Here is a 21,261-nt window from a genome sequence, read left to right as displayed (position 1 = left end):
CTGAAGCCGCCAAAAGATCGCAGCCTTCGGCAGCTCCTACATGTGAATGCAGGCCAATGTAGGAGCTGCCGAAGGCTGCGATCTTTTGATTTTGCTTCTAATTGCTGGACAGTTTGTCGCCCCGGGCGAATTTCCAGGTGCGGATGATTTCCAGGCGGTCGATATCCGACAGATCGCCGGTAAACGGTGCAAATGGCGCCGCCAGACGAACGATGCGCTGCGCCGCCTGATCGAGCAGCGGCTGGCCGGAGGATTCCAGCACCAGCACTTCGTACAGCGAGCCGTCGCGGTTGATCGAGACCATCAGGCGCAGGTTGCCGTAGATCTGCTTGCGCCGCGCTTCTTCGGGATAATTGAGGTTGCCGATGCGCTCGACCTTTTTGCGCCAATCGTCTTTATACCAGGCCCCCTTGTCGCGCATGGTCGAGGCCGCGCTAAGACGGTGGATGCGCGGGCGCTTGGCATACAGCTGTTGTTCCTTGGCCAGTTCGGCTTCGAGGCTGGCGATGTCGCTGGACAACTGCGAGCTGTCGAACTCCGGCGCGTCGACCGTCGGTTTGACCTCGGGTTTGCTCTCTTCTTTCTTGGTCGGCGCTTTTTTCGGCTTCGGCGCCACTGTGGTCACCGCTGCCTTGGGCGCAGCCTCCTGCACTTGCGGCTTGGCGGCAGGCGGCGGGGTGACTTTCTTGACTTGATTGTCCTGGAACGGCGCCACTTCAGTGGTCTTGGGAATCGCCTTCTTGTCTAGCGTGCCGCTGCCTTCCTGGTTTTCCTGGGCGAGAAAGTCAGCCTTCTCCGGCTTCTTTTCGCTCTTGAACGTGGCGAGGGTGATTTCCAGGGTTTTGCTGATCTGCTTGGGCTCGACCATGGTGAAGCCGACGCCCAGCAGCAGCGCCAAATGGATCAGCGCTGCAAGAAACAGGGTAAAACCGAGGCGATCGGCCGGGCGCACGCCACGATGGGCGAGTTCAGCGGGCAGATCGGACGGGACGGTCATAACAGAAAAACCAACATCGCGTTTTTACGGGCTCGGCATGATAACGCAATGTTGGTTTTTAGCTGCAAGCTACAGAGAAGCAAGCGACGAGCCGCAAGCTTCAAGCTTACGGCTTAGAGCTTGCAGCTTGCAGCTTCTTCTCAATGGCATCCATCAGCATGCCGCCGATGTCAGTGCCGAAGGCGTTGTCGATTTCGCGGATGCATGTCGGGCTGGTGACGTTGATTTCGGTCAGGTGCTCGCCGATCACGTCGAGGCCGACGAACAGCAGGCCTTTCTCGCGCAGGGTTGGGCCAACCTGTGCGGCGATCCAGCGATCCTTGTCGGTCAGCGGACGCGCTTCGCCACGGCCACCGGCGGCAAGGTTGCCACGGGTTTCGCCCAGAGCCGGGATGCGCGCCAGGCAGTAATCCACCGGCTCGCCGTCGATCATCAGGATGCGCTTGTCGCCATCGACGATGGCCGGCAGGTAACCCTGGATCATGATCTGTTGCTTGCCGTGCAGGGTCAGCGTTTCGAGGATCACCGAAAGGTTCGGATGGCCGGCGGTATGGCGGAAGATCGACGATCCGCCCATGCCGTCCAGCGGCTTGAGGATCACGTCGCCATGATGATCGGCGAACTGGCGCAGCACGTCCGGGCGGCGGCTGACGATAGTCGGCGGCGTGCACTGCGGGAACAGCGTGGCGAACAGTTTTTCATTGCAGTCGCGCAGGCTCTGCGGCTTGTTCACCACCAGCACGCCGGCCGCTTCGGCCTGTTCCAGCAGGTACGTGGAGTAGACGAATTCCATGTCGAACGGCGGATCCTTGCGCATCAGGATCACGTCGAGATCGCTCAGCAGCTTGTCCTGCTCGGCGTCCAGTTCGAACCATTTGTCCGGGTTGGCGAAGACTTTCAACGGGCTCATCCGCGCCCGCGCTTGGCCTTCGGCCTGATACAGGTCTTTCTGTTCCATATAGAACAGTTCCCAGCCGCGCTTTTGCGCAGCCAGCAGCATGGCCAGCGAGCTATCCTTTTTATAGGAAATGCTGGCGATAGGGTCCATGACAATCCCGACGCGAACGCTCATTGGGTTTTCCTCGAAAATTGGCTACCGGATCGGTATTGAAAAAGTGCCGCCAGAGTGGCGCCGGGCGGGTTTGGGGTCAAGGAAAAACCCGTCGATAGATTGCATCTGGAGACTGTGCTAAAAAGGCTGGCAGATCGCGCCGCCCCTTGGGTATCAAGGGTTTCAGGCCATTATTCACAGCAAAACGGACAATTTGATTCGCAAAGGCGACGGTAGAGCCCTCTTATGGAACAGCAGTCCAGCGCCTTGAAGGTCATGGTGATCGACGACTCGAAAACGATTCGCCGCACCGCCGAAACATTGTTGAAAAATGTCGGTTGCGAAGTGATCACCGCGATTGACGGTTTCGACGCCTTGGCAAAGATCGCCGACCACCAGCCCGGAATCATTTTCGTCGACATCATGATGCCGCGTCTGGATGGTTATCAGACCTGCGCTTTAATCAAGAACAACAGTGCCTTCAAGGCCACGCCGGTGATCATGCTGTCGTCGCGCGACGGGCTGTTCGACAAGGCCAAGGGGCGGATTGTCGGTTCTGATCAATTCTTGACCAAGCCGTTCAGCAAAGAAGAACTGCTTAACGCGATTCAGGCCCATGTTCCGGGCTTCGCCGCCGTTTTGCCGCAGTAACACACGCACAGTGACGCTCGGCCAACGGGCCGGGCGTCGACAAGAAAAATGGGGAACACCATGGCACGTATCCTGATCGTCGATGATTCGCCGACTGAAATGTACAAACTCACCGGCATGCTCGAAAAGCACGGCCATGAAGTGCTCAAGGCCGAGAACGGCGCCGACGGCGTCGCGCTGGCCCGTCAGGAAAAACCCGACGCTGTGCTGATGGACATCGTCATGCCCGGCCTCAACGGCTTTCAGGCGACCCGCCAGTTGACCAAGGATGCCGACACCAGCCACATCCCGGTCATCATCATCACCACCAAGGATCAGGAGACCGACAAGGTTTGGGGTACCCGTCAGGGCGCCAGGGATTACCTGACCAAACCGGTCGATGAAGACACTCTGATCAAGACCCTGAACAACGTACTCAAAGGCTGATCGCGCAACCATGAGCGAATCGCTGACCGCGTTCGAACTGCTCTGGCAGATCGACCAGCGCTGCCGCTTGCTGGCAGCGGACTTACCTTCGCAACCGGCGCGCCAGGATCGTTGGAGCGGTATCGGCTTTCGCCTCGGCGAGCATTGGTACGTGGCGCCGATGGGCGAAGTCAGCGAAGTGCTGCACGAACCGCGCTTCACGCAACTGCCTGGAGTCAAACCGTGGGTAAAGGGTGTGGCCAATCTGCGCGGGCGGCTGTTGCCCATCATGGATCTGTGCGGGTTCTTCGGCCATGAACTGTCGCCGCTGCGCAAACAACGCCGGGTATTGGTGGTGGAGCATGAAGACGTGTTCGCCGGGGTGATGGTCGACGAAGTCATCGGTTTGCAGCATTTCGAACAGGGCAGTTTCGAGCCGCTCTCGATCAGCAAACGCCAGGGCTCCAAGGCCGAATTCGTCAAAGGCTATTTCCGCCGCGAGCAGAACTGGCGGGTGTTCAGCCTGTTTGCACTGGCCAGATCCCCGGTGTTCATGGGTGTGGCGCTATAGCCGTAACAACAGAGAACCTGGGTGGGAGCTAGCCCTGCTAGCGATTCAGGCGCCACGGTGCATCAGGCACACCGCGCCATCGTTCAATCGCTAGCAGGGCTAGCTCCCACAGGTTCTTCGGTGAGCTTCAAATTAGGCGAGGACCGATGACAACAGCAAAAACAGGCAAGTCGGCAGAAGCATCGCGCAGTCGCGCGCAAATCATCGTGCTGTTTATCGCGTTGATCGTATTCATCATGCTGCTGTTCGCCAACTTCGCTTACCTCAACACCCAGGCGAACTACGACAAACAGTACATTGGCCACGCCGGTGAGCTGCGCGTGCTGTCACAACGCATCGCCAAGAACGCCACCGAAGCGGCGGCGGGCAAGGCGGCCGCGTTCAAATTGCTCAGTGATGCGCGCAATGACTTTGCCCAGCGCTGGGGTTACCTGAAAAAAGGTGACCCGAACACCGGCCTGCCGCCAGCGCCAGCCGCCGTGCGCCCGGAAATGCGCGCCGTGCAAATGGACTGGGAGCGACTGCTGAAAAACACTGACGCGATCCTCAGCAGCGAACAGACCGTGCTGTCGTTGCACCAGGTCGCCGCGACCCTCGCCGAAACCGTGCCGCAATTGCAGATCGAATACGAGAAAGTCGTCGAAATCCTCCTCCAGCGCGGCGCTCCGGCGGCGCAAGTGGCGATGGCGCAGCGGCAATCGTTGCTCGCCGAACGCATCCTCGGCGCGGTCAACACCGTACTCGCGGGTGATGAAAACTCGCAGCAGGCTGCCGACGCCTTTGGCCGCGACGCCGCGCGTTTCGGTCTGGTGCTCAACGGCATGTTGCAGGGCAACCCGACGCTGAAAATCAGCCAGGTTGAAGACCGCGACGCTCGGGCGCGTCTGAGTGAAATTTCCGAACTGTTCCAGTTCGTTTCCGGCTCGGTGGATGAAATCCTCGAAACCTCACCAGAGCTGTTCAAGGTGCGCGAGTCGGCCACCAACATTTTCACCCTGTCGCAAACCCTGCTCGACGAAGCCTCGCATCTGGCCACGGGTTTTGAAAACCTGGCCGGCGGGCGCAACACCGACACCATCGGCGGCTATGTCCTTGGTTTGCTGGCGCTGGCTTCGATCATCCTCATCGGTCTGGTCATGGTGCGGGAAACCAACCGCCAGTTACGCGAAACCGCCGAAAAGAACGAGCGTAACCAGAACGCGATCATGCGTTTGCTCGACGAGATCGAAGACCTTGCCGACGGCGATCTCACCGTGACCGCTTCGGTGACCGAAGACTTCACCGGCACCATCGCCGACTCGATCAACTATTCCGTCGACCAATTGCGTGATCTGGTGGCGACCATCAACCTCACCGCCGGTCAGGTCGCCGCCGCTGTGCAGGAAACCCAGGCCACCGCCATGCACCTGGCCCAGGCCTCGGAGCAACAGGCGCAGCAGATTTCCGAAGCCTCGACGGCAATCAGCGACATGGCCGAATCCATCGATCAGGTTTCGGCCAACGCCGCTGAATCGTCGGCGGTGGCCGAGCGCTCTGTGGAAATCGCCAACAAGGGCAATGAAGTGGTGCACAACACCATCCACGGCATGGACAACATCCGCGAACAGATTCAGGACACCGCCAAGCGCATCAAGCGTCTGGGCGAGTCTTCGCAGGAAATCGGCGACATCGTCAGCCTGATCGACGACATCGCCGACCAGACCAACATCCTCGCCCTCAACGCGGCGATCCAGGCATCGATGGCCGGGGATGCCGGGCGCGGTTTTGCCGTGGTTGCCGACGAAGTGCAGCGGCTGGCCGAACGTTCGTCCGCCGCGACCCGGCAGATCGAAACCCTGGTGCGGGCGATTCAGACCGACACCAACGAAGCGGTGATTTCCATGGAACAGACCACCACCGAAGTGGTGCGCGGCGCGCGACTGGCGCAGGATGCCGGGGTGGCCCTGGAAGAAATCGAAGGCGTGTCGAAAATCCTCGCGGCGCTGATCCAGAGCATTTCCAACGCGGCGCAGCAACAGACCTCTTCGGCCGGACAGATCTCGCTGACGATGAACGTGATCCAGCAGATCACTTCGCAGACGTCGTCCGGTTCCACGGCCACTGCCGAGAGCATCGGCAACCTGGCGAAAATGGCCAGTCAGTTGCGTCGTTCGGTGTCCGGTTTCACCTTGCCGGCGGCGACAGATAAAGCGTGAGTGGAGTGGTTATGGGTGATCGGCACGACTATGTGGCCCTCGAGTGGGTCAAAGGCGAAATTGCCGAAACGCTGAAGCTTGCGCATCAGGCGATCGAAGCCGTGCTCGACGATCCGCAGTCCTTCCCCGGGCTGGACGAATGCCTTGCCTGTATTCATCAGGTGCATGGCAGTCTGAAAATGGTCGAGTTCTACGGCGCCGCGTTGCTCGCCGAAGAAATGGAGCAGTTGGTCGAAGCCTTGCAGCACGAGCGCGTGCTGCACCGCGACGAAGCCCTGCACCTGTTGCTGCAAGCCTTGGGACAATTGCCGACATACCTTGATCGCGTACAGAGCGCGCGGCGTGATCTGCCGTTGGTGGTGTTGCCGCTGATCAACGACCTGCGCAGCGCACGCGGCGAAAGCCTGTTGTCGGAAACCAGTCTGTTCAGCCCGCAATTGCCCGCGCTCGCGCCGTTGACTGACGACGCACTGGCCGCGCTGGAACCGCCCGACCTGCCGAGCGTGCTGCGCAAACTGCGGCAGACACTGCAAGTGGCGCTGGTCGGCCTGCTGCGCGAACAGGACGACCAGACGCACCTCGGTTATCTGGCGAAAGTCTTCACTCGCCTTGAAACGTTGAGCGCGCAGTCGCCGCTCAGCCCGCTGTGGCAAGTGGCCTCGGCGCTGATCGAAGGCATGCGCGAAGGCGCCATCGCCAACAGTCCGGCGCTGCGCAGTCTGTTCAAGGACGCCGACAAAGAACTCAAACGCCTGCTCGATCAAGGCATGCGCGGGCTTAATCAACCGGCGCCGGCGGAGCTGCTGAAAAGCCTGTTGTTCTATATTGCCAAAGCCGAACATCCCACCGGGCAGATGCTGACCATGAAAGATCGCTACTCCCTGGACGACGCGTTGCCCGACAGCGCGATGGTCGATGAAGAACGCGCGCGCCTCGCCGGCCCCGACCGTGACGCCATGCGCTCGGTGCTCGCGGCCCTCTGTGAGGAACTGGTGCGGGTCAAGGAACGTCTCGACCTGTTTGTACGCAGCGACCGCCAGCACACCGCGGATCTGGACAGCCTGCTCGCCCCGCTGCGGCAAATCGCCGACACCCTCGCGGTGCTGGGTTTCGGTCAGCCTCGCAAAGTGATCATCGATCAACTGGCGGTGGTGCTCAGCCTGGTTCAGGGTCAGCGTGAACCGAATGACGCGATCCTGATGGACGTTGCCGGCGCCTTGCTTTACGTCGAGGCAACGCTGGCCGGGATGGTCGGCACGGTTGAGCCGGAAAGTCCGGAAGACGCGCGCCTGCCGACCACCGACCTGACGCAGATCCACCAGATCGTGATCAAGGAAGCGCGCATTTGCCTGCAACAGGCCAAGGACCTGATCGTCGACTACATCGACGCCGATTGGGACCGCCAGCAATTGCAACCGCTGCCGGCCTTGCTGACCCAGGTGCGCGGCGCGCTGGCGATGATTCCGCTGGCGCGCGCGGCGAGTCTGGTCGAGGCGTGCAACGCTTTTATCCGCGAACATCTGTTGCTCGATCCGCACGAGCCGGGTTGGGAGCAACTGGACTCGTTGGCCGATGTCATCAGCAGCCTCGAGTATTACCTCGAGCGTTTGGGCGATGATCCACTGGCACCGAGCGAACAGTTGCTGGACGTCGCGCAAAAAAGCCTCGCCAGTCTCGGATTCTTTCCCAACGAGCAGCCCGGCGAACCGCAGGTGCCCGTGCTCGATGAGGTGCTCAGCCCCGGTGAAGCGCGGGTCATGCAGGACCTGCAAGCGCTGGATGATCCGGACGTTGTGCAGTCGCTGGCCGAAGTGCTCGCCAGTCCGGTATCGGCGTTGAACCCGCCCGCGCTGATCACCCCCGGCAGCCTGATGCCGCCGCCGGCCGATGAAGAACCGGTCGATGATGAACTGCGCGAGGTGTTCCTCGAAGAGACCGACGAAGTCCTCGGAGTTCTGCACGAAAACCTGCCGCGCTGGACCGCCGATCCGCAGGACCGCGCCGCGCTGACTGAGCTGCGTCGGGCCTTTCACACCTTGAAGGGCAGCGGGCGCATGGTTCGTGCGTTGATCCTCGGTGAACTCGCCTGGGCCGTGGAAAACCTGCTCAACCGCGTGCTGGAACAAAGTGTCGAACCCGGCGCAGTGGTGCGCCAGTTGCTCAGCGATACGGTATTGCTGCTGCCCGAACTGATCAGCGAATTCGCCACCCAGCAACAGCGTCAGCGCAGCGATGTCGATCAGCTCGCCGCCCGCGCTCACGCACTGGCCAAGGGCGATGAACCGCTGGCGGCCGAAGACGTGGACGATGTCGCAGCACTCGACCCGCTGTTGCTGGAGATCTTCCGCAAAGAGGCCGAATCCCACCTCGCCAGCCTTAACCGCTTCCTCGATCAAGCTGCTGAACACGTACCCCTGCAGGCCAGCGACGAGTTGCAACGAGCGCTGCACACGCTCAAGGGCAGTGCCTCGATGGCCGGCGTGTTGCCGATGGCTGAACTCGCCGCGTCATTCGATCAACTGGCCCGTGAGTTCAAGGCGCATCAGTTGCCACTGGATCTTGATGAAGTGGAATTGCTGCTCGAAGCCGAGGGACTGTTCCGTGTCGGCCTGCGCCAACTCAAGCACGACCCGCTGGCGCCGATTGTTGGTGCGCAATCGCTGATCAAACGCACCGACGCGCTGCTCGCTGAACGTCTGCAAGCGAGTGTCGATGCCGCGCACACCGGGCCGCGCGTCAAGCGCGATCCGCAACTGATCAACAACTTCCTCGCCCAGGGCATGGACATCCTGCTCGACGCCGAAAGCCTGTTGCAACGCTGGCAGCAGCATCCCGGCGAACGCCAGGAACTCAGCGCCTTGCTCGATGAACTGACCACCCTCGGCGAAGGCGCGCATCTCGCCGATCTGCTGCCGGTCGATGGTCTGTGCGAAGCCTTGCTCGACCTGTATGGCGCGGTCGAGGAAAGCAGTCTGGCGGTCAGCGAGCGGTTTTTTCATGAGGTGCAACTGGCCCACGAAGCGCTGATCAACATGCTCGACGAACTCGCCGCCGGCCAGGAAATCACTCCGCAGCCGGAGCGGATTCTGGCTTTGCAGGCGCTGCTCGACGAAGGCCTCGACCCGGCGTCGATGGGCCTGATCCGCAGCGATGGCAGTCGCACCCTCGATATTCGCGAACTGGGCAGCGCCACCGCCCAGGTGCAGCAATCGGTCGCCGCGATCGAGCCGGACGACGAAATCGTCGAGATTTTCCTCGAAGAGGCAGTGGATATTCTCGACAGCGCCGCGCAAGCCTTGCAGCGCTGGCTCAAGGACCCGGACAACGCTGCGCCGCTGTCGTCGTTGCAGCGTGACTTGCACACCCTGAAGGGTGGCGCGCGGATGGCCGAGGTCGAAGTCATCGGCGATCTCGCCCAAGAGCTGGAAAGCCTGTACGAGGGGCTGGTCGATCGGCGCTACAGCCACAGCGCTGCGCTCGAAGTTTTGCTGCAACAGAGTCATGCGCGTCTGGCCCGGTTGCTGGAGCAACTGCAAGGGCATCAGCCGCTGACCCCGGCGCAAGATCTGATCGACGCCATGCGCCAAGTGCGTCAGGGTCAGGCGGCGAGCGAAGCGCCACCGACGCCGGTTGAACACGATCACGCCGGGCATGATCCGGAATTGCTGGAAATCTTCCTGGAGGAAGGTTTCGACATCATCGAAAGCTCCGGCGCCGCGCTGCTGCGCTGGCAGGCCGAGCCGGGCAACCGTCAGGAAATCGAAACCCTGCTGCGTGATCTGCACACCCTCAAGGGCGGCGCGCGGATGGTCGAAATCGGCCCGATCGGCGACCTCGCCCATGAGCTGGAATTTCTCTACGAAAGCCTTTCCACCGGTGCGCTGCAACCGTCCGCCGAACTGTTCGCGTTGGTGCAGCGCGGGCATGATCGGTTGGCACAGATGCTTGACGGCGTGCGTGCCGGGCAGCCTTGTCCGCCGGCCGATCGGCTGATTAACGCGATCCAGAATTTCAGCCATCCGGCCCAGGTGGAAGTGCCGTCGGCGCCGGTCGTGGCACCGGCGGCCAAGCCCGAGGCTGCGGCACCGACCGTCGATGCTGGCGCGGACATGGTCAAGGTGTCTTCCGAACTGCTTGATGATCTGGTCAATCTGGCCGGGGAAACCTCGATCTTTCGCGGGCGTATCGAACAGCAGGTCAACGATGCGCAGATTACCCTGAACGAGATGGAAACCACCATCGAGCGCATGCGCGATCAGTTGCGCCGCCTCGACACCGAAACCCAGGGGCGGATTCTCAGCCGTCAGCAAGTCGATGGCGAACGCCTCGGTTATGAAGATTTCGACCCGCTGGAAATGGACCGCCACTCACAGTTGCAACAGCTGTCGCGCGCGCTATTCGAGTCCGCCTCGGACTTGCTCGACCTCAAGGAAACCCTCGACCGCCGCAATCACGAAGCGGAAAACCTGTTGCAGCAACAAGGGCGGATCAACACCGAATTGCAGGAAGGCCTGATGCGCACGCGCATGGTGCCGTTCGAGCGCATGGTGCCGCGACTGAAACGCATCGTGCGGCAGGTCGCCGAAGAGCTGGGCAAGGATGTCGCGTTTGTCGTCGGCAACGCTGATGGCGAGATGGATCGCAACGTGCTGGAGCGCATGGCCGCGCCGCTGGAACACATGCTGCGCAATGCCGTCGACCATGGCCTCGAATCTGCCGAGGTGCGATTGGCGGCGGGTAAACCGGCGCAAGGGCAGATCACTCTCGACCTGTCCCGCGAGGGCGGCGACATGGTTTTCGACATCCGCGATGACGGCGCCGGGGTGCCGCTGGAAGCCGTGCGGCGCAAAGCGATCAAGCGCGGCTTGCTCGCGGCCGATGCCGAGATCAGCGACCGCGACGTGTTGCAGTTCATCCTGCAGCCGGGCTTTTCCACCGCCGAAAAGATCACCCAGATTTCCGGGCGTGGCGTCGGCATGGACGTGGTTCACGAAGAGGTACGCCAGCTCGGCGGCAGCATGAGCATCGATTCGGTGCCGGGGCAGGGCGTGCATTTCCGCATTCGCCTGCCGTTCACCGTGTCGGTCAATCGCGCGCTGATGGTGCAGTGCGGCGAGGATCAATACGCGATCCCGCTGAATACCATCGAAGGCATCGTGCGCGTCTTGCCGAATGATCTGGAAGGGCACTTCCGTCACGATCCGCCGAGCTACCAATATGGCGGCCAGCGTTATGAGCTGTGCTACCTCGGCGAGCTGCTGAAAACCGCGCCACGGCCGAAACTGCTTGGGCAGAATCTGCCGTTGCCGGTGCTGCTGGTGCATTACAACGACCGGCACATTGCCGTGCTGGTGGACGCCATGGCCGGCACCCGCGAGATCGTGGTCAAGAGCCTCGGCCCGCAGTTCGCCGCAGTGCAGGGCGTCTCGGGTGCGACGATTCTCGGTGATGGCCGGGTGGTGCTGATTCTGGATTTGCTCGCGCCGATCCGCGCGATGCAAGCGCGGCTGGCCCAGGAGCCGGTGCGTTCGGAGGTCGACAGCGAACCGCAAAAACCGCTGCTGATCATGGTCGTCGATGACTCGGTGACCGTGCGCAAGGTCACCAGCCGTTTGCTCGAACGCCATGGCATGAACGTGCTGACCGCCAAGGACGGAGTCGATGCGATGCTACTGCTCGAAGAACACATGCCCGACCTGATGCTGCTCGACATTGAAATGCCGCGCATGGATGGCTTTGAGGTCGCGACTCAGGTGCGCAATGACGAACGCCTAAAGCATCTGCCGATAATCATGATTACCTCGCGTACCGGGCAGAAACACCGCGACCGCGCCATGGCCATCGGCGTCAACGACTACCTCGGCAAGCCGTATCAGGAATCGGTGCTGCTCGAGAGCATCGCGCAGTGGAGCAGGAAACATGCATGAACGCCGGCATAACCCGCGCGACAGCCAACTCACCGGCCTGCTGCTGCCGCTGGCCGACCGCAATTTGATCTTGCCCAATGTCGCCGTCGCCGAGCTGATCGACTATCAGGCCAGCGCTTTCGATCTGGACACGCCGCCGTGGTATCTGGGGCGCGTGAAGTGGCGTGAGCGGCAGATTCCGTTGTTGTGTTTTGAGTCGGCGTGCGGGCAGAAAATCGTCATTGGCGAGCGCGCGCGGATCGTGATTTTGAATGCCCTCGGCGGGTTGCCGGAGCTGAAGTTCATTGCGCTGCTGGTGCAGGGGATCCCGCGGTCGTACAAGCTTGATAGCCAATTGAGTTATGTCGATGTGCCGTTGTGCGGGCTGGAACAGGCGGCGGTGCAGGTTGGCGAGCAAGTGGCGAAGGTGCCGGATTTATTGGCGCTGGAGCAGTTGTTGGTAAATGCAGGCTTGGCCCGCTGACTGATCCTGAATATACAGTGATCTTGCTGGCGTCTTCGCGAGCACGCTCAATCCCACATTTGGAAGGTGTTCCCGTGTAGGAGCTGCGGCACGCTGCGATCTTTTGATCTTGATTCTGCAGATCAAAAGATCGCAGCCTCGTTGCACTCGGCAGCTCCTACAGGGATTGGGTGTGAACTGGGTACCCGTGTAGGAGCTGCGGCACGCTGCGATCTTTTGATCTTGTTTCCGAAGATCAAAAGATCGCAGCCTCGTTCCACTCGTCAGCTCCTACAAGGGATTGGGTGTGAACTGGGTACCCGTGTAGGAGCTGCGGCACGCTGCGATCTTTTGATCTTGATTCTGAAGATCAAAAGATCGCAGCCTCGTTTCACTCGACGGCTCCTACAGGGCCTCCTGTAAACCGTTACGGTGAGCGTAACGATTCACCACCGCGCTTGATTGATGCCACCATCCCACGCGCCTAACGTAGCTCCACGACAGCGAACCCCGTGGAGTGAGCATGACAACAACAATTTCCCCCGACTCGCGCTGGACGCGGCGGCGCGATGAGAAGCAACGCCGGCTCGACAAAGTGCGCGGGCTGGCCGACGGTGTGGTGTTGCCCACCGACATAATCGTCGCCGCGCTCGAAGCGCTGATCCATCCCGGCGATCGCGTGGTGCTGGAAGGCAACAACCAGAAGCAGGCGGATTTCCTCTCGCGCTCGCTGGCCAAAGCCGACCCGGAAAAGCTCCACGATCTGCACATGATCATGCCCAGCGTCGGCCGTTCCGAGCACCTCGATCTGTTCGAACGCGGCATCGCCCGCAAGCTCGATTTTTCTTTCGCCGGCACCCAGAGCCTGCGCATCAGCCAGCTACTCGAAGACGGCCTGCTGGAAGTCGGCGCAATCCACACCTACATCGAACTGTATGCCCGACTGGTGGTGGACCTGATCCCCAACGTCGTGCTCTCCGCCGGGTTCATGGCCGACCGCGCCGGCAATATCTACACCGGCCCGAGCACCGAAGACACCCCGGCGCTGATCGAACCGGCCGCGTTCAGCGACGGCATTGTCATCGTTCAGGTCAACCAATTGGTCGACGACGTCAGCGAACTCCCTCGCGTGGATATTCCCGCGTCATGGGTGGATTTCGTCGTGGTCGCCGACAAGCCGTTCTACATCGAACCGCTGTTTACCCGTGATCCACGGCACATCAAGCCTGTGCACGTGTTGATGGCGATGATGGCGATCCGTGGCATTTATGAAAAACACAACGTGCAGTCGCTCAACCACGGCATCGGTTTCAATACCGCCGCCATTGAGCTGATCCTGCCGACTTACGGCGAATCCCTCGGGCTGAAGGGCAAGATCTGCCGCAACTGGACGCTCAACCCGCACCCGACGCTGATCCCGGCGATTGAAAGCGGTTGGGTCGAAAGCGTGCATTGCTTCGGCACCGAGCTGGGCATGGAAAACTACATCGCCGCGCGCCCGGACGTGTTCTTCACCGGACGCGACGGCTCGCTGCGCTCCAATCGCATGGTCTGCCAGCTGGCCGGGCAATACGCGGTGGATCTGTTTATCGGCGCGACGTTGCAGGTCGATGGCGATGGCCACTCCTCGACCGTGACCCGTGGCCGCCTCGCGGGTTTTGGCGGCGCACCGAACATGGGCCACGACCCGCGCGGTCGCCGTCACGGCACCCCGGCGTGGCTGGACATGCGTCACGACGATGCACCGCAGCCGATGCTCGAACGCGGCAAGAAGCTTGTGGTGCAAATGGTCGAGACCTTCCAGGAGGGCGGTAAACCAACCTTCGTCGAAACCCTCGACGCCGTGGAAGTGGCGAAGAAAAGCGGCATGCCGCTGGCGCCGATCATGATCTACGGCGACGACGTCACCCACCTGCTCACCGAAGAAGGCATCGCCTATCTGTACAAAGCGCGCTCGCTGGAAGAACGCCAGGCGATGATCGCTGCCGTTGCCGGCGTCACCGCCATCGGCCTGCGCCACAACCCGAAAGACACCGAACGCATGCGCCGCGAAGGTCTGATCGCCTTGCCCGAAGACCTCGGCATCCGCCGCACCGATGCGACCCGCGAACTGCTCGCGGCGAAAAGCGTGGCGGATCTGGTCGAGTGGTCCGGTGGTCTGTACAACCCGCCCGCCAAATTCAGGAGCTGGTAATGCACGCATTCAACCTGCAAGCGAAACCACTGTCCCTGGCTGAGCGCCTGGCCGATCTGGCGGTGGATGCGCTGATCGACGAAGCCGATCTGTCGCCGAAACCGGCACTGGTGGATCGTCGCGGCAACGGCGCGCACACCGATTTGCACCTGGGCCTGATGCACGCGTCGGCGCTGGCGTTGTGGCCGGCGTTCAAAGAGATGGCCGAAGCGGCGCTGGAAATCGGCGAAGTCGGTTTGCCGTTGCGCGAAGCGATTGGCCGTATCGGTCGCGAAGGCGAACAAGCGATGCTCGCGACCACCAACGGTGTCAACACGCATCGCGGCGCGATCTGGGCATTGGGATTGTTGGTCACGGCCGCAGCCCTGCAACCGAACTCCATCGCTCTTTGTGCAGCACGCCTGGCACTGCTAGACGACCGCTACGCACCGAAGCCGATGAGCCACGGCGCCCAAGTCGCCCAGCGTTATGGCGCACTCGGTGCTCGCGAGGAGGCGCAACTCGGCTTCCCCTCGGTGCTGCAACGCGGCTTGCCGCAATTGCAGAACAGCCGCGCCAACGGCGTCGGCGAACAGAACGCCCGGCTTGACGCCTTGCTGGCGATCATGACCGAACTGGCCGACACCTGCGTGCTCTACCGCGCTGGCGAACAAGGCCTGCACGCCATGCAAAGCGGCGCGCAAGCGGTGCTCGACGCCGGCGGCAGTGCCAGCCTTACAGGCCGCCGTCGCCTGCACGAACTGGATCAACAACTCATCGCATTGAATGCCTCGCCCGGTGGCGCCGCCGACTTGCTCGCCGCCACGCTGCTGCTCGACCGAATCGAGCGCGACGGCATCCTTCAGGGAGCGTTTTGATGGAAAGCCTATCGTTTGAATTCCCCGCAGGGCAGCCGCCACGCGGGCGTGCACTGGTCGGCTGTGTCGGCTCGGGTGATCTGGAAGTGCTGATCGAACCGGGTCTTGCCGGCAAGCTGACGATCAATGTGCAGACCTCGGTCAACGGCGCCGAGCAGCGCTGGCAGCATCTGTTTGCGCGGATGTTCGACGGCACCACGCCGCCGGCGATGGCCATCGACATTCACGATTTCGGCGCGACACCGGGGGTGGTGCGCTTGCGTCTGGAGCAGGGTTTCGAGGAGATCGGCCATGACTGACAGCGCAGCGTTGCTGAACAAACACAGTTTCGTCGAACTTGGCGCGCGGCAACGGGCGAAAGCCTTGCTCGACGCCGGGACGTTTCGCGAATTGCTCGATCCGTTTCAGCGAATCATGTCGCCGTGGCTCGAACGCCAAGGCGTGGTGCCCCAAGCCGACGACGGGGTGATCATCGCCAAGGGCAGCCTCGACGGTTTGCCAGTGGTAGTTGCGGCGATTGAAGGCGCGTTTCAGGGCGGCAGCCTTGGCGAAGTCGGCGGGGCGAAGATTGCCGGTGCGCTGGAACTGGCCGCCGAGGACAACCGCAACGGCATCCCGACGCGCGCGGTGTTGCTGCTGGAAACCGGTGGCGTACGGTTGCAGGAAGCCAATCTTGGCTTGGCGGCGATTGCCGACATTCATGCCGCGATTGTCGATTTACAGCAGTACCAACCGGTGGTTGGCGTGGTCGCCGGCAGTGTCGGTTGCTTCGGCGGTATGTCGATCGCCGCTGCGCTGTGCAGCTATTTGCTGGTGACCCAGGAAGCGCGCCTCGGATTGAACGGCCCGCAAGTGATCGAGCAGGAAGCCGGGATCGAAGAATACGACTCCCGCGACCGGCCCTTCATCTGGAGCCTGACCGGCGGCGAGCAGCGTTTCAACACGGGACTGGTGGACCGTTATGTCGGCGATGACGTGGCGCAGATTCGTCAGCAGGTTGGCGAATTGCTCCAGCAAGGCGTGCCGACGCAGCCGCGCAGTCAGCGTGCCGAGTGGTTCCTGCAGCGGCTGGGGAGTCTGGACACGGACAAGCAAATCGAGCCTTCGGTGGTTCGCGATCTGTATCAAGGAGAGCGCTCATGAGCGGTTATTCATTGCGCGGTTTGAACTGGTTCAACGCGCTCAGCGCTGGCGCAATGGTCGTCGAAGGTTTGCCGCCGTCGTTGAAGGTGGCCGACGCTGAAGTCGGGCGATTCATCGCCGTAATCGCCGATCCGGACAATCGTTTTCCTCGCGCCCGAAACGGCGAAGTCGGTTTGCTCGAAGGCTGGGGTCTGGCCAAGGCTGTAGACGATGCAATCGCAGCCGACCGCGACAAGACACAGAAGCGCCCGATCATCGCCATTGTCGATGTGCCGAGCCAGGCTTACGGTCGACGCGAAGAAGCCCTTGGCATTCATCAGGCGCTGGCCGGCGCGGCGGACAGTTATGCCCGTGCGCGGTTGGCCGGGCATCCGGTGATTGGATTGTTGGTGGGCAAGGCGATGTCCGGGGCATTTCTCGCCCACGGTTATCAGGCCAATCGCTTGATCGCCCTGCGCGATCCCGGGGTGATGGTGCACGCGATGGGCAAGGCCTCGGCGGCGCGGGTGACGTTGCGCAGCGTCGAAGAACTGGAAGCGCTGGCCGCCAGCGTACCGCCGATGGCCTATGACATCGACAGCTACGCCAGCCTCGGCCTGCTCTGGGAAACCCTCTCGGTGCAGCAGATCGAACAGCCGACAGCGGAAGATCTGGCGCGGGTCAGCGAGTGTTTGAAACAAGCGATCAACGATGTGACCGGCAGTGATTTGAAAGGACGGCTTGGTGCGACCAATCGCGCGGCCTCGAGCAAAGTCCGCGAGTTGCTGAGGGCACAGTGGTGAACATGCCATTGGCCCACGACCTGCTCTGGGGCATGACCCCGGCGCAGTTGCCGGCGGATGCGCCATGGTGGGCTGTCGAGTCGCTGAGTGCCGGGCAACCGGTGGTGGTGCGGCGGGCGTTGAGTGCTGATGGTTTTGTCGCGGTGGGCGTACGCGGTGTATCGCGGGAACAGCGCTTGGCGGCGTTCATGCCGGTTGATTCGATTGCCTGTCGGGTTAGCCCGGAAGCCTTGTGTCACGTCGAGTGCGAGCGCGATTTTCCGGTCGTGCAGGCGCTCAGGCAATTGCGGCCGATGCTTGATGACTGCGGTTGGATCTGGGGTGTCAGCGGCAGTGTCGGGTTTGAACTGGCCAGTGGTTTCGCAGCGATGCATGCGGCCAGCGACCTTGATTTGATCCTGCGCACACCGCATCTGATAACGCGCCTTCAGGCGCGCGAACTGGTCGCGTTTTTTGATCGAGCCGCATGCCGAGTCGACATGCAATTGCAAACCCCATTCGGCGCTGTGGCCTTGCGCGAATGGGCCAGCGGTTCGGCTCGGGTGCTGCTGAAAAACGCCCACCAGGCATGTCTGGTGACGGATCCGTGGAACCTGCAGGAGCAGGCAGCGTGAGCAGTCTGCTGGTGTTTCCCGGCCAGGGTGCGCAGCAAGCCGGCATGCTCCAGCGTTTGCCCGAGGAAGTGTTGACCGAGGCCAGCGACGTGCTCGGCGAAGACGTCTTGCGGCTCGATTCTGGCGAAGCGTTGCGCACGACACGGGCGGTTCAGCTGTGCCTGCTGATCGCTGGTGTCGCGGCCTCACGGCAGTTGTTGCAGGACGGGCTGACGGCGGATTACGTCGCTGGTCTGTCCATCGGTGCCTATCCAGCTGCGGTGGTCGCCGGGGCTTTGAGCTTCAGCGATGCGCTGCATCTGGTCAGCCTGCGCGGTGAGTTGATGCAGCAGGCTTATCCCCAGGGCTACGGCATGACCGCGATCATCGGCCTGCAATTATCCACAGTCGAAACGCTGCTGGCGCAGGTTCACAGCGAGGATTCGCCGGTGTATCTGGCCAATATCAACGCCGATAATCAGGTGGTGATTGCCGGTAGCGACGAGGCCATGCACGCCGTGGCCGAACTGGCGCGCAGTCGCGGCGCCGGCCTGGCGAAACGTCTGGCGGTGAGTGTGCCGTCGCACTGTCCGCTGCTGGACGAACCGGCGCAAACCCTTGCCGAAGCCTTCGCGAAGGTTGAACTGAGGACCCCGAAAATCGCTTACCTGAGCGGCAGCCGCGCGCGCCCTGTGACCAAAGTAGAAGCGCTGCGCGACGACCTCGCCTTCAACATGTGCCGCGTGGTGGATTGGCGCGGCACGGTGCAAAGCGCCTACGAGCGCGGCGTGCGTTTACAGATCGAACTGCCGCCCGGTGCGGTGCTGACCGGGCTGGCGCGCCGGGTGTTCGAACAGGGCACCGTGACTGCCTTCGACAGTGCCCGCCTCGACACCTTGCAAGCGCTGTTGCGAGAGGAGGGTGGCCGCCGACTTTAAAACCGCCGACTCAAGCTTCGAACAACAAAAACAACATTCGACGATGCACATTGAGGACTACAACAATGATTATTTACGGTGTGGCGTTTCTCGCCTTTTGTACGCTGGTCGGTATCTGGGTTGGTGAATTGCTCGGCAAGCTGATCGGCGTGCCGGCCAACGTCGGCGGTGTCGGTATTGCGATGCTGCTGCTGATCGGCCTCGGCAGCTATCTCTACAAAAGCGGCTGGCTCAAGGGCAAGACCGAGCAGGGCGTGGAGTTCTGGAGCGCAATCTACATTCCTATCGTGGTGGCCATGGCGGCGCAGCAAAATGTCTACGGTGCGCTGAAGGGCGGGCCGATGGCAATTCTTGCCGGTACTCTCGCCGTAGTGATCGCCTTTGCTCTGGTGCCGGTGCTGACGCGCATGGGCAACAAGCAACAGACGCCGATCGCTCCAGCCAAGACCGCGGGGTGATCGCCATGTACGAATCGATGATGAAAGTGATCACCGGCTACGGTTTGATCAGCGGGTTTCTGATTGTCGGCCTGACCATGTGGGTGTCCTATTGGATGTCCAACACCTTCACCAAGGGCCGTCTGCACGGTTCAGCGATCGCGATTCTGCTCGGGCTGTTGCTGTCGTACATCGGCGGCGCGCTGACCGGTGGGCAAAAGGGTGTGGTGGATATCCCGCTGCTGTCGGGTATCGGCCTGCTGGGTGGGGCAATGCTGCGTGATTTCGCCATTGTTGCGACGGCGTTTGGCGTCAGTGTCGATGAGCTCAAGCGTGCCGGGTTTGTGGGTGTGCTGGCGTTGTTTGTCGGCGTTGGTACGTCGTTCGTTGCCGGAGTCGGCGTGGCCATGGCGTTCGGCTACACCGACGCGGTGAGCCTGACCACGATTGGTGCGGGTGCGGTGACTTATATCGTCGGCCCGGTGACTGGTGCAGCGATTGGTGCGAGTTCCGAGGTGATGGCGCTGTCGATTGCGGCGGGTCTGATCAAGGCGATTCTGGTGATGGTGATGACACCGTTCGTGGCCCCGATGATCGGCCTGAACAACCCGCGCAGCGCGGTAATTTTCGGCGGTTTGATGGGTACCTCCAGCGGCGTCGCCGGCGGCTTGGCAGCCACCGATCCGAAGCTGGTGCCTTATGGTTGCCTGACGGCGGCGTTCTTTACAGCGCTTGGATGTCTGCTTGGGCCTTCGCTGTTGTTTTTGGTGATGCGTGGGTTGATGGGCTGACCGCCGAAAAGCTAACCCTCACCCTAGCCCTCTCCCAAAGGGAGAGGGGACTGACCGAGGTGGATGCAGGAGTTTCATCGACCTGAAATTTCTGAGTCGAACTCAGGTTCTGAAAAGCCCCCGATCTGCTCCCTTTCCCCTCTACCCCTTGGGGGAGAGGGCTGGGGTGAGGGGGTAGCTCTTGATTTTGATCTTGATCTAAACCGCAGCCTGGCGATTGGCATACATCCGACACTCCGCCAGCAACGCCAGCAGATTCGGATCCCTCTCCTTGGCCTTCAGAAACACCACGCCAATGTGCTGCTGCAACCGATACTTCTCCTGCAATGGAATCAGCTTCACCCGATTCTCGTACACAGCTGCAATCCTGCCCGGCAGCAACGCATAACCCACGCCGGAGCTGACCATGCTCAGCAGGGTGAAGATGTCATTGACCTGCATCGCCACCTTCGGCTCGAAGCCCGCCTGTTTGAACACCCGCACACCATCCTGATGCGTGGCAAACCCCTGAGTCAGGGTGATGAAAGTTTCATCGCGCACTTCGGCCAGATCCACTTCACTGCGCTGGGCGAACTTTGAATCGGCGGGCGTGGCGAGGAAGATGTCATCGGAAAACAGCGCGATCTGCGCGCAATCGGCATCGTTGATGCTGTCGTCCAGCGACACCAGAATCGCGTCGACTTCCATGTTCTTCAGTTTGTAGAGCAGGTCGATGTTCGAGCCAAGGATCAGGTCGATGTTGAGTTCGCTGCGACGGATTTTCAGGCCCATGATCAGCTGCGGCACGGTCTTGACCGTCAGCGAATACAGCGAGCCGAGCTTGAAACGTTCGGCGGAGAACCCGGCGGCTTCGCGGGTCAGGCGCACGCTTTCGACCACGTCGTTGATCAGTTTTTGCGCGCGTTCCTCCAGCACATAGGCGCTTTCCAGCGGCGTCAGGTTGCGCCCTTCGTGTTTGAACAGCGGGCAGCGCAGGGCGCTTTCCAGCGAATGAATGGCGCGGTGCACGCTGACGTTGCTGGTCTGCAGTTCGGCAGCGGCGCGGGCGAGGTTGCCGGTGCGCATGAAGGCGAGGAACACCTCGAGCTTTTTCAGGGTCAGTTCTTCGTCGATCAGCATGGCGCGGACTCTTTTTGGAATGCGTCGATTGTGCCTTGAAGATCAAAAGATCGCAGCCTTCGGCAGCTCCTGCATTGGAAGGCGATCTCCCTGTAGGAGCTGCCGAAGGCTGCGATCTTTTGATCTTTCAAACGCAAACATTGCGCTTTCACGCTCAAGGCCCGAGCC

At 61.5% G+C, this 21,261-nt stretch carries 18 protein-coding genes; 15 read left to right on the top strand and 3 right to left on the bottom strand.

The window, feature by feature from the left end; genetic code table 11:
* Window positions 1-97: 97 nt before the first annotated feature.
* Complete coding sequence (locus tag EL257_RS25675) at window positions 98-997, bottom strand: energy transducer TonB (RefSeq protein WP_126367305.1); 900 nt, start codon at window positions 995-997, stop codon at window positions 98-100.
* A gap of 106 nt (window positions 998-1,103) precedes the next feature.
* Window positions 1,104-2,069: a glutathione synthase gene (gene gshB, locus EL257_RS25670; RefSeq protein ID WP_126367303.1), complete on the bottom strand. Its 966-nt coding sequence runs from the start codon at window positions 2,067-2,069 to the stop codon at window positions 1,104-1,106.
* Between the two features lie 225 nt (window positions 2,070-2,294).
* Here gshB and pilG point away from each other — a divergent pair, with 225 nt between their 5' ends.
* The 15 genes from pilG (at window position 2,295) to madM (ending at window position 19,974) form a co-directional block, all read left to right on the top strand.
* The gene (pilG, locus tag EL257_RS25665; RefSeq protein WP_126367301.1) at window positions 2,295-2,699 is read left to right on the top strand and encodes a twitching motility response regulator PilG; all 405 of its coding nucleotides are present in this window, start codon (window positions 2,295-2,297) and stop codon (window positions 2,697-2,699) included.
* A gap of 60 nt (window positions 2,700-2,759) precedes the next feature.
* Window positions 2,760-3,125 (top strand): twitching motility response regulator PilH, encoded by a 366-nt coding sequence (gene pilH, locus EL257_RS25660; protein WP_126367299.1) that lies wholly within the window; start codon window positions 2,760-2,762, stop codon window positions 3,123-3,125.
* A gap of 10 nt (window positions 3,126-3,135) precedes the next feature.
* A complete protein-coding gene (locus EL257_RS25655; RefSeq protein WP_126367297.1) occupies window positions 3,136-3,675 on the top strand; it encodes a chemotaxis protein CheW in 540 nt (179 codons plus the stop codon).
* Window positions 3,676-3,821: 146 nt separating this feature from the next.
* Window positions 3,822-5,870: a methyl-accepting chemotaxis protein gene (locus tag EL257_RS25650; protein ID WP_126367295.1), complete on the top strand. Its 2,049-nt coding sequence runs from the start codon at window positions 3,822-3,824 to the stop codon at window positions 5,868-5,870.
* Between the two features lie 11 nt (window positions 5,871-5,881).
* Window positions 5,882-11,797, top strand: coding sequence for an Hpt domain-containing protein (locus tag EL257_RS25645; protein ID WP_126367293.1), 5,916 nt, complete (start codon window positions 5,882-5,884; stop codon window positions 11,795-11,797).
* The gene (locus EL257_RS25640; protein ID WP_126367291.1) at window positions 11,790-12,260 is read left to right on the top strand and encodes a chemotaxis protein CheW; all 471 of its coding nucleotides are present in this window, start codon (window positions 11,790-11,792) and stop codon (window positions 12,258-12,260) included. Before EL257_RS25645 ends, EL257_RS25640 begins: the two co-directional genes overlap by 8 nt.
* 502 nt (window positions 12,261-12,762) lie before the next feature.
* A complete protein-coding gene (gene mdcA / locus EL257_RS25635; protein ID WP_126367289.1) occupies window positions 12,763-14,433 on the top strand; it encodes a malonate decarboxylase subunit alpha in 1,671 nt (556 codons plus the stop codon).
* Window positions 14,433-15,290, top strand: coding sequence for a triphosphoribosyl-dephospho-CoA synthase (locus EL257_RS25630; protein WP_126367287.1), 858 nt, complete (start codon window positions 14,433-14,435; stop codon window positions 15,288-15,290). The genes mdcA and EL257_RS25630 overlap by 1 nt, the downstream gene beginning before the upstream one ends.
* The gene (locus EL257_RS25625) at window positions 15,290-15,589 is read left to right on the top strand and encodes a malonate decarboxylase subunit delta (RefSeq protein ID WP_126367285.1); all 300 of its coding nucleotides are present in this window, start codon (window positions 15,290-15,292) and stop codon (window positions 15,587-15,589) included. The genes EL257_RS25630 and EL257_RS25625 overlap by 1 nt, the downstream gene beginning before the upstream one ends.
* A complete protein-coding gene (locus EL257_RS25620) occupies window positions 15,582-16,433 on the top strand; it encodes a biotin-independent malonate decarboxylase subunit beta (protein ID WP_126367283.1) in 852 nt (283 codons plus the stop codon). Before EL257_RS25625 ends, EL257_RS25620 begins: the two co-directional genes overlap by 8 nt.
* Complete coding sequence (gene mdcE, locus EL257_RS25615; RefSeq protein WP_126367281.1) at window positions 16,430-17,215, top strand: biotin-independent malonate decarboxylase subunit gamma; 786 nt, start codon at window positions 16,430-16,432, stop codon at window positions 17,213-17,215. The genes EL257_RS25620 and mdcE overlap by 4 nt, the downstream gene beginning before the upstream one ends.
* The gene (locus EL257_RS25610) at window positions 17,209-17,829 is read left to right on the top strand and encodes a malonate decarboxylase holo-ACP synthase (protein ID WP_126367279.1); all 621 of its coding nucleotides are present in this window, start codon (window positions 17,209-17,211) and stop codon (window positions 17,827-17,829) included. The genes mdcE and EL257_RS25610 overlap by 7 nt, the downstream gene beginning before the upstream one ends.
* Window positions 17,826-18,746, top strand: a complete 921-nt coding sequence (mdcH, locus tag EL257_RS25605; protein ID WP_126367277.1) for a malonate decarboxylase subunit epsilon — start codon at window positions 17,826-17,828, stop codon at window positions 18,744-18,746. Before EL257_RS25610 ends, mdcH begins: the two co-directional genes overlap by 4 nt.
* A gap of 65 nt (window positions 18,747-18,811) precedes the next feature.
* Window positions 18,812-19,204: a malonate transporter subunit MadL gene (gene madL, locus EL257_RS25600; RefSeq protein ID WP_101161179.1), complete on the top strand. Its 393-nt coding sequence runs from the start codon at window positions 18,812-18,814 to the stop codon at window positions 19,202-19,204.
* A gap of 5 nt (window positions 19,205-19,209) precedes the next feature.
* Complete coding sequence (gene madM / locus EL257_RS25595) at window positions 19,210-19,974, top strand: malonate transporter subunit MadM (RefSeq protein WP_126367275.1); 765 nt, start codon at window positions 19,210-19,212, stop codon at window positions 19,972-19,974.
* 198 nt (window positions 19,975-20,172) lie between these two features.
* On the opposite strand, the gene EL257_RS25590 is transcribed toward madM, so the two are convergent.
* Window positions 20,173-21,093, bottom strand: coding sequence for a LysR substrate-binding domain-containing protein (locus EL257_RS25590; protein WP_126367273.1), 921 nt, complete (start codon window positions 21,091-21,093; stop codon window positions 20,173-20,175).
* Window positions 21,094-21,261: the final 168 nt, after the last annotated feature.

Source organism: Pseudomonas fluorescens (genome assembly GCF_900636825.1).
Classification (GTDB): Bacteria; Pseudomonadota; Gammaproteobacteria; order Pseudomonadales; family Pseudomonadaceae; genus Aquipseudomonas; species Aquipseudomonas fluorescens_BG.
This window is presented reverse-complemented; position numbering and strand designations above follow the sequence as displayed.

What these genes read in the sequence shown, in the direction of transcription:
- EL257_RS25675 (WP_126367305.1), bottom strand. Translation starts at nt 997, where the DNA reads ATGACCGTCCCGTCCGATCTGCCCGCTGAACTCGCCCATCGTGGCGTG.
- gshB (WP_126367303.1), bottom strand. Translation starts at nt 2,069, where the DNA reads ATGAGCGTTCGCGTCGGGATTGTCATGGACCCTATCGCCAGCATTTCC.
- pilG (WP_126367301.1), top strand. Translation starts at nt 2,295, where the DNA reads ATGGAACAGCAGTCCAGCGCCTTGAAGGTCATGGTGATCGACGACTCG.
- pilH (WP_126367299.1), top strand. Translation starts at nt 2,760, where the DNA reads ATGGCACGTATCCTGATCGTCGATGATTCGCCGACTGAAATGTACAAA.
- EL257_RS25655 (WP_126367297.1), top strand. Translation starts at nt 3,136, where the DNA reads ATGAGCGAATCGCTGACCGCGTTCGAACTGCTCTGGCAGATCGACCAG.
- EL257_RS25650 (WP_126367295.1), top strand. Translation starts at nt 3,822, where the DNA reads ATGACAACAGCAAAAACAGGCAAGTCGGCAGAAGCATCGCGCAGTCGC.
- EL257_RS25645 (WP_126367293.1), top strand. Translation starts at nt 5,882, where the DNA reads ATGGGTGATCGGCACGACTATGTGGCCCTCGAGTGGGTCAAAGGCGAA.
- EL257_RS25640 (WP_126367291.1), top strand. Translation starts at nt 11,790, where the DNA reads ATGCATGAACGCCGGCATAACCCGCGCGACAGCCAACTCACCGGCCTG.
- mdcA (WP_126367289.1), top strand. Translation starts at nt 12,763, where the DNA reads ATGACAACAACAATTTCCCCCGACTCGCGCTGGACGCGGCGGCGCGAT.
- EL257_RS25630 (WP_126367287.1), top strand. Translation starts at nt 14,433, where the DNA reads ATGCACGCATTCAACCTGCAAGCGAAACCACTGTCCCTGGCTGAGCGC.
- EL257_RS25625 (WP_126367285.1), top strand. Translation starts at nt 15,290, where the DNA reads ATGGAAAGCCTATCGTTTGAATTCCCCGCAGGGCAGCCGCCACGCGGG.
- EL257_RS25620 (WP_126367283.1), top strand. Translation starts at nt 15,582, where the DNA reads ATGACTGACAGCGCAGCGTTGCTGAACAAACACAGTTTCGTCGAACTT.
- mdcE (WP_126367281.1), top strand. Translation starts at nt 16,430, where the DNA reads ATGAGCGGTTATTCATTGCGCGGTTTGAACTGGTTCAACGCGCTCAGC.
- madL (WP_101161179.1), top strand. Translation starts at nt 18,812, where the DNA reads ATGATTATTTACGGTGTGGCGTTTCTCGCCTTTTGTACGCTGGTCGGT.
- madM (WP_126367275.1), top strand. Translation starts at nt 19,210, where the DNA reads ATGTACGAATCGATGATGAAAGTGATCACCGGCTACGGTTTGATCAGC.
- EL257_RS25590 (WP_126367273.1), bottom strand. Translation starts at nt 21,093, where the DNA reads ATGCTGATCGACGAAGAACTGACCCTGAAAAAGCTCGAGGTGTTCCTC.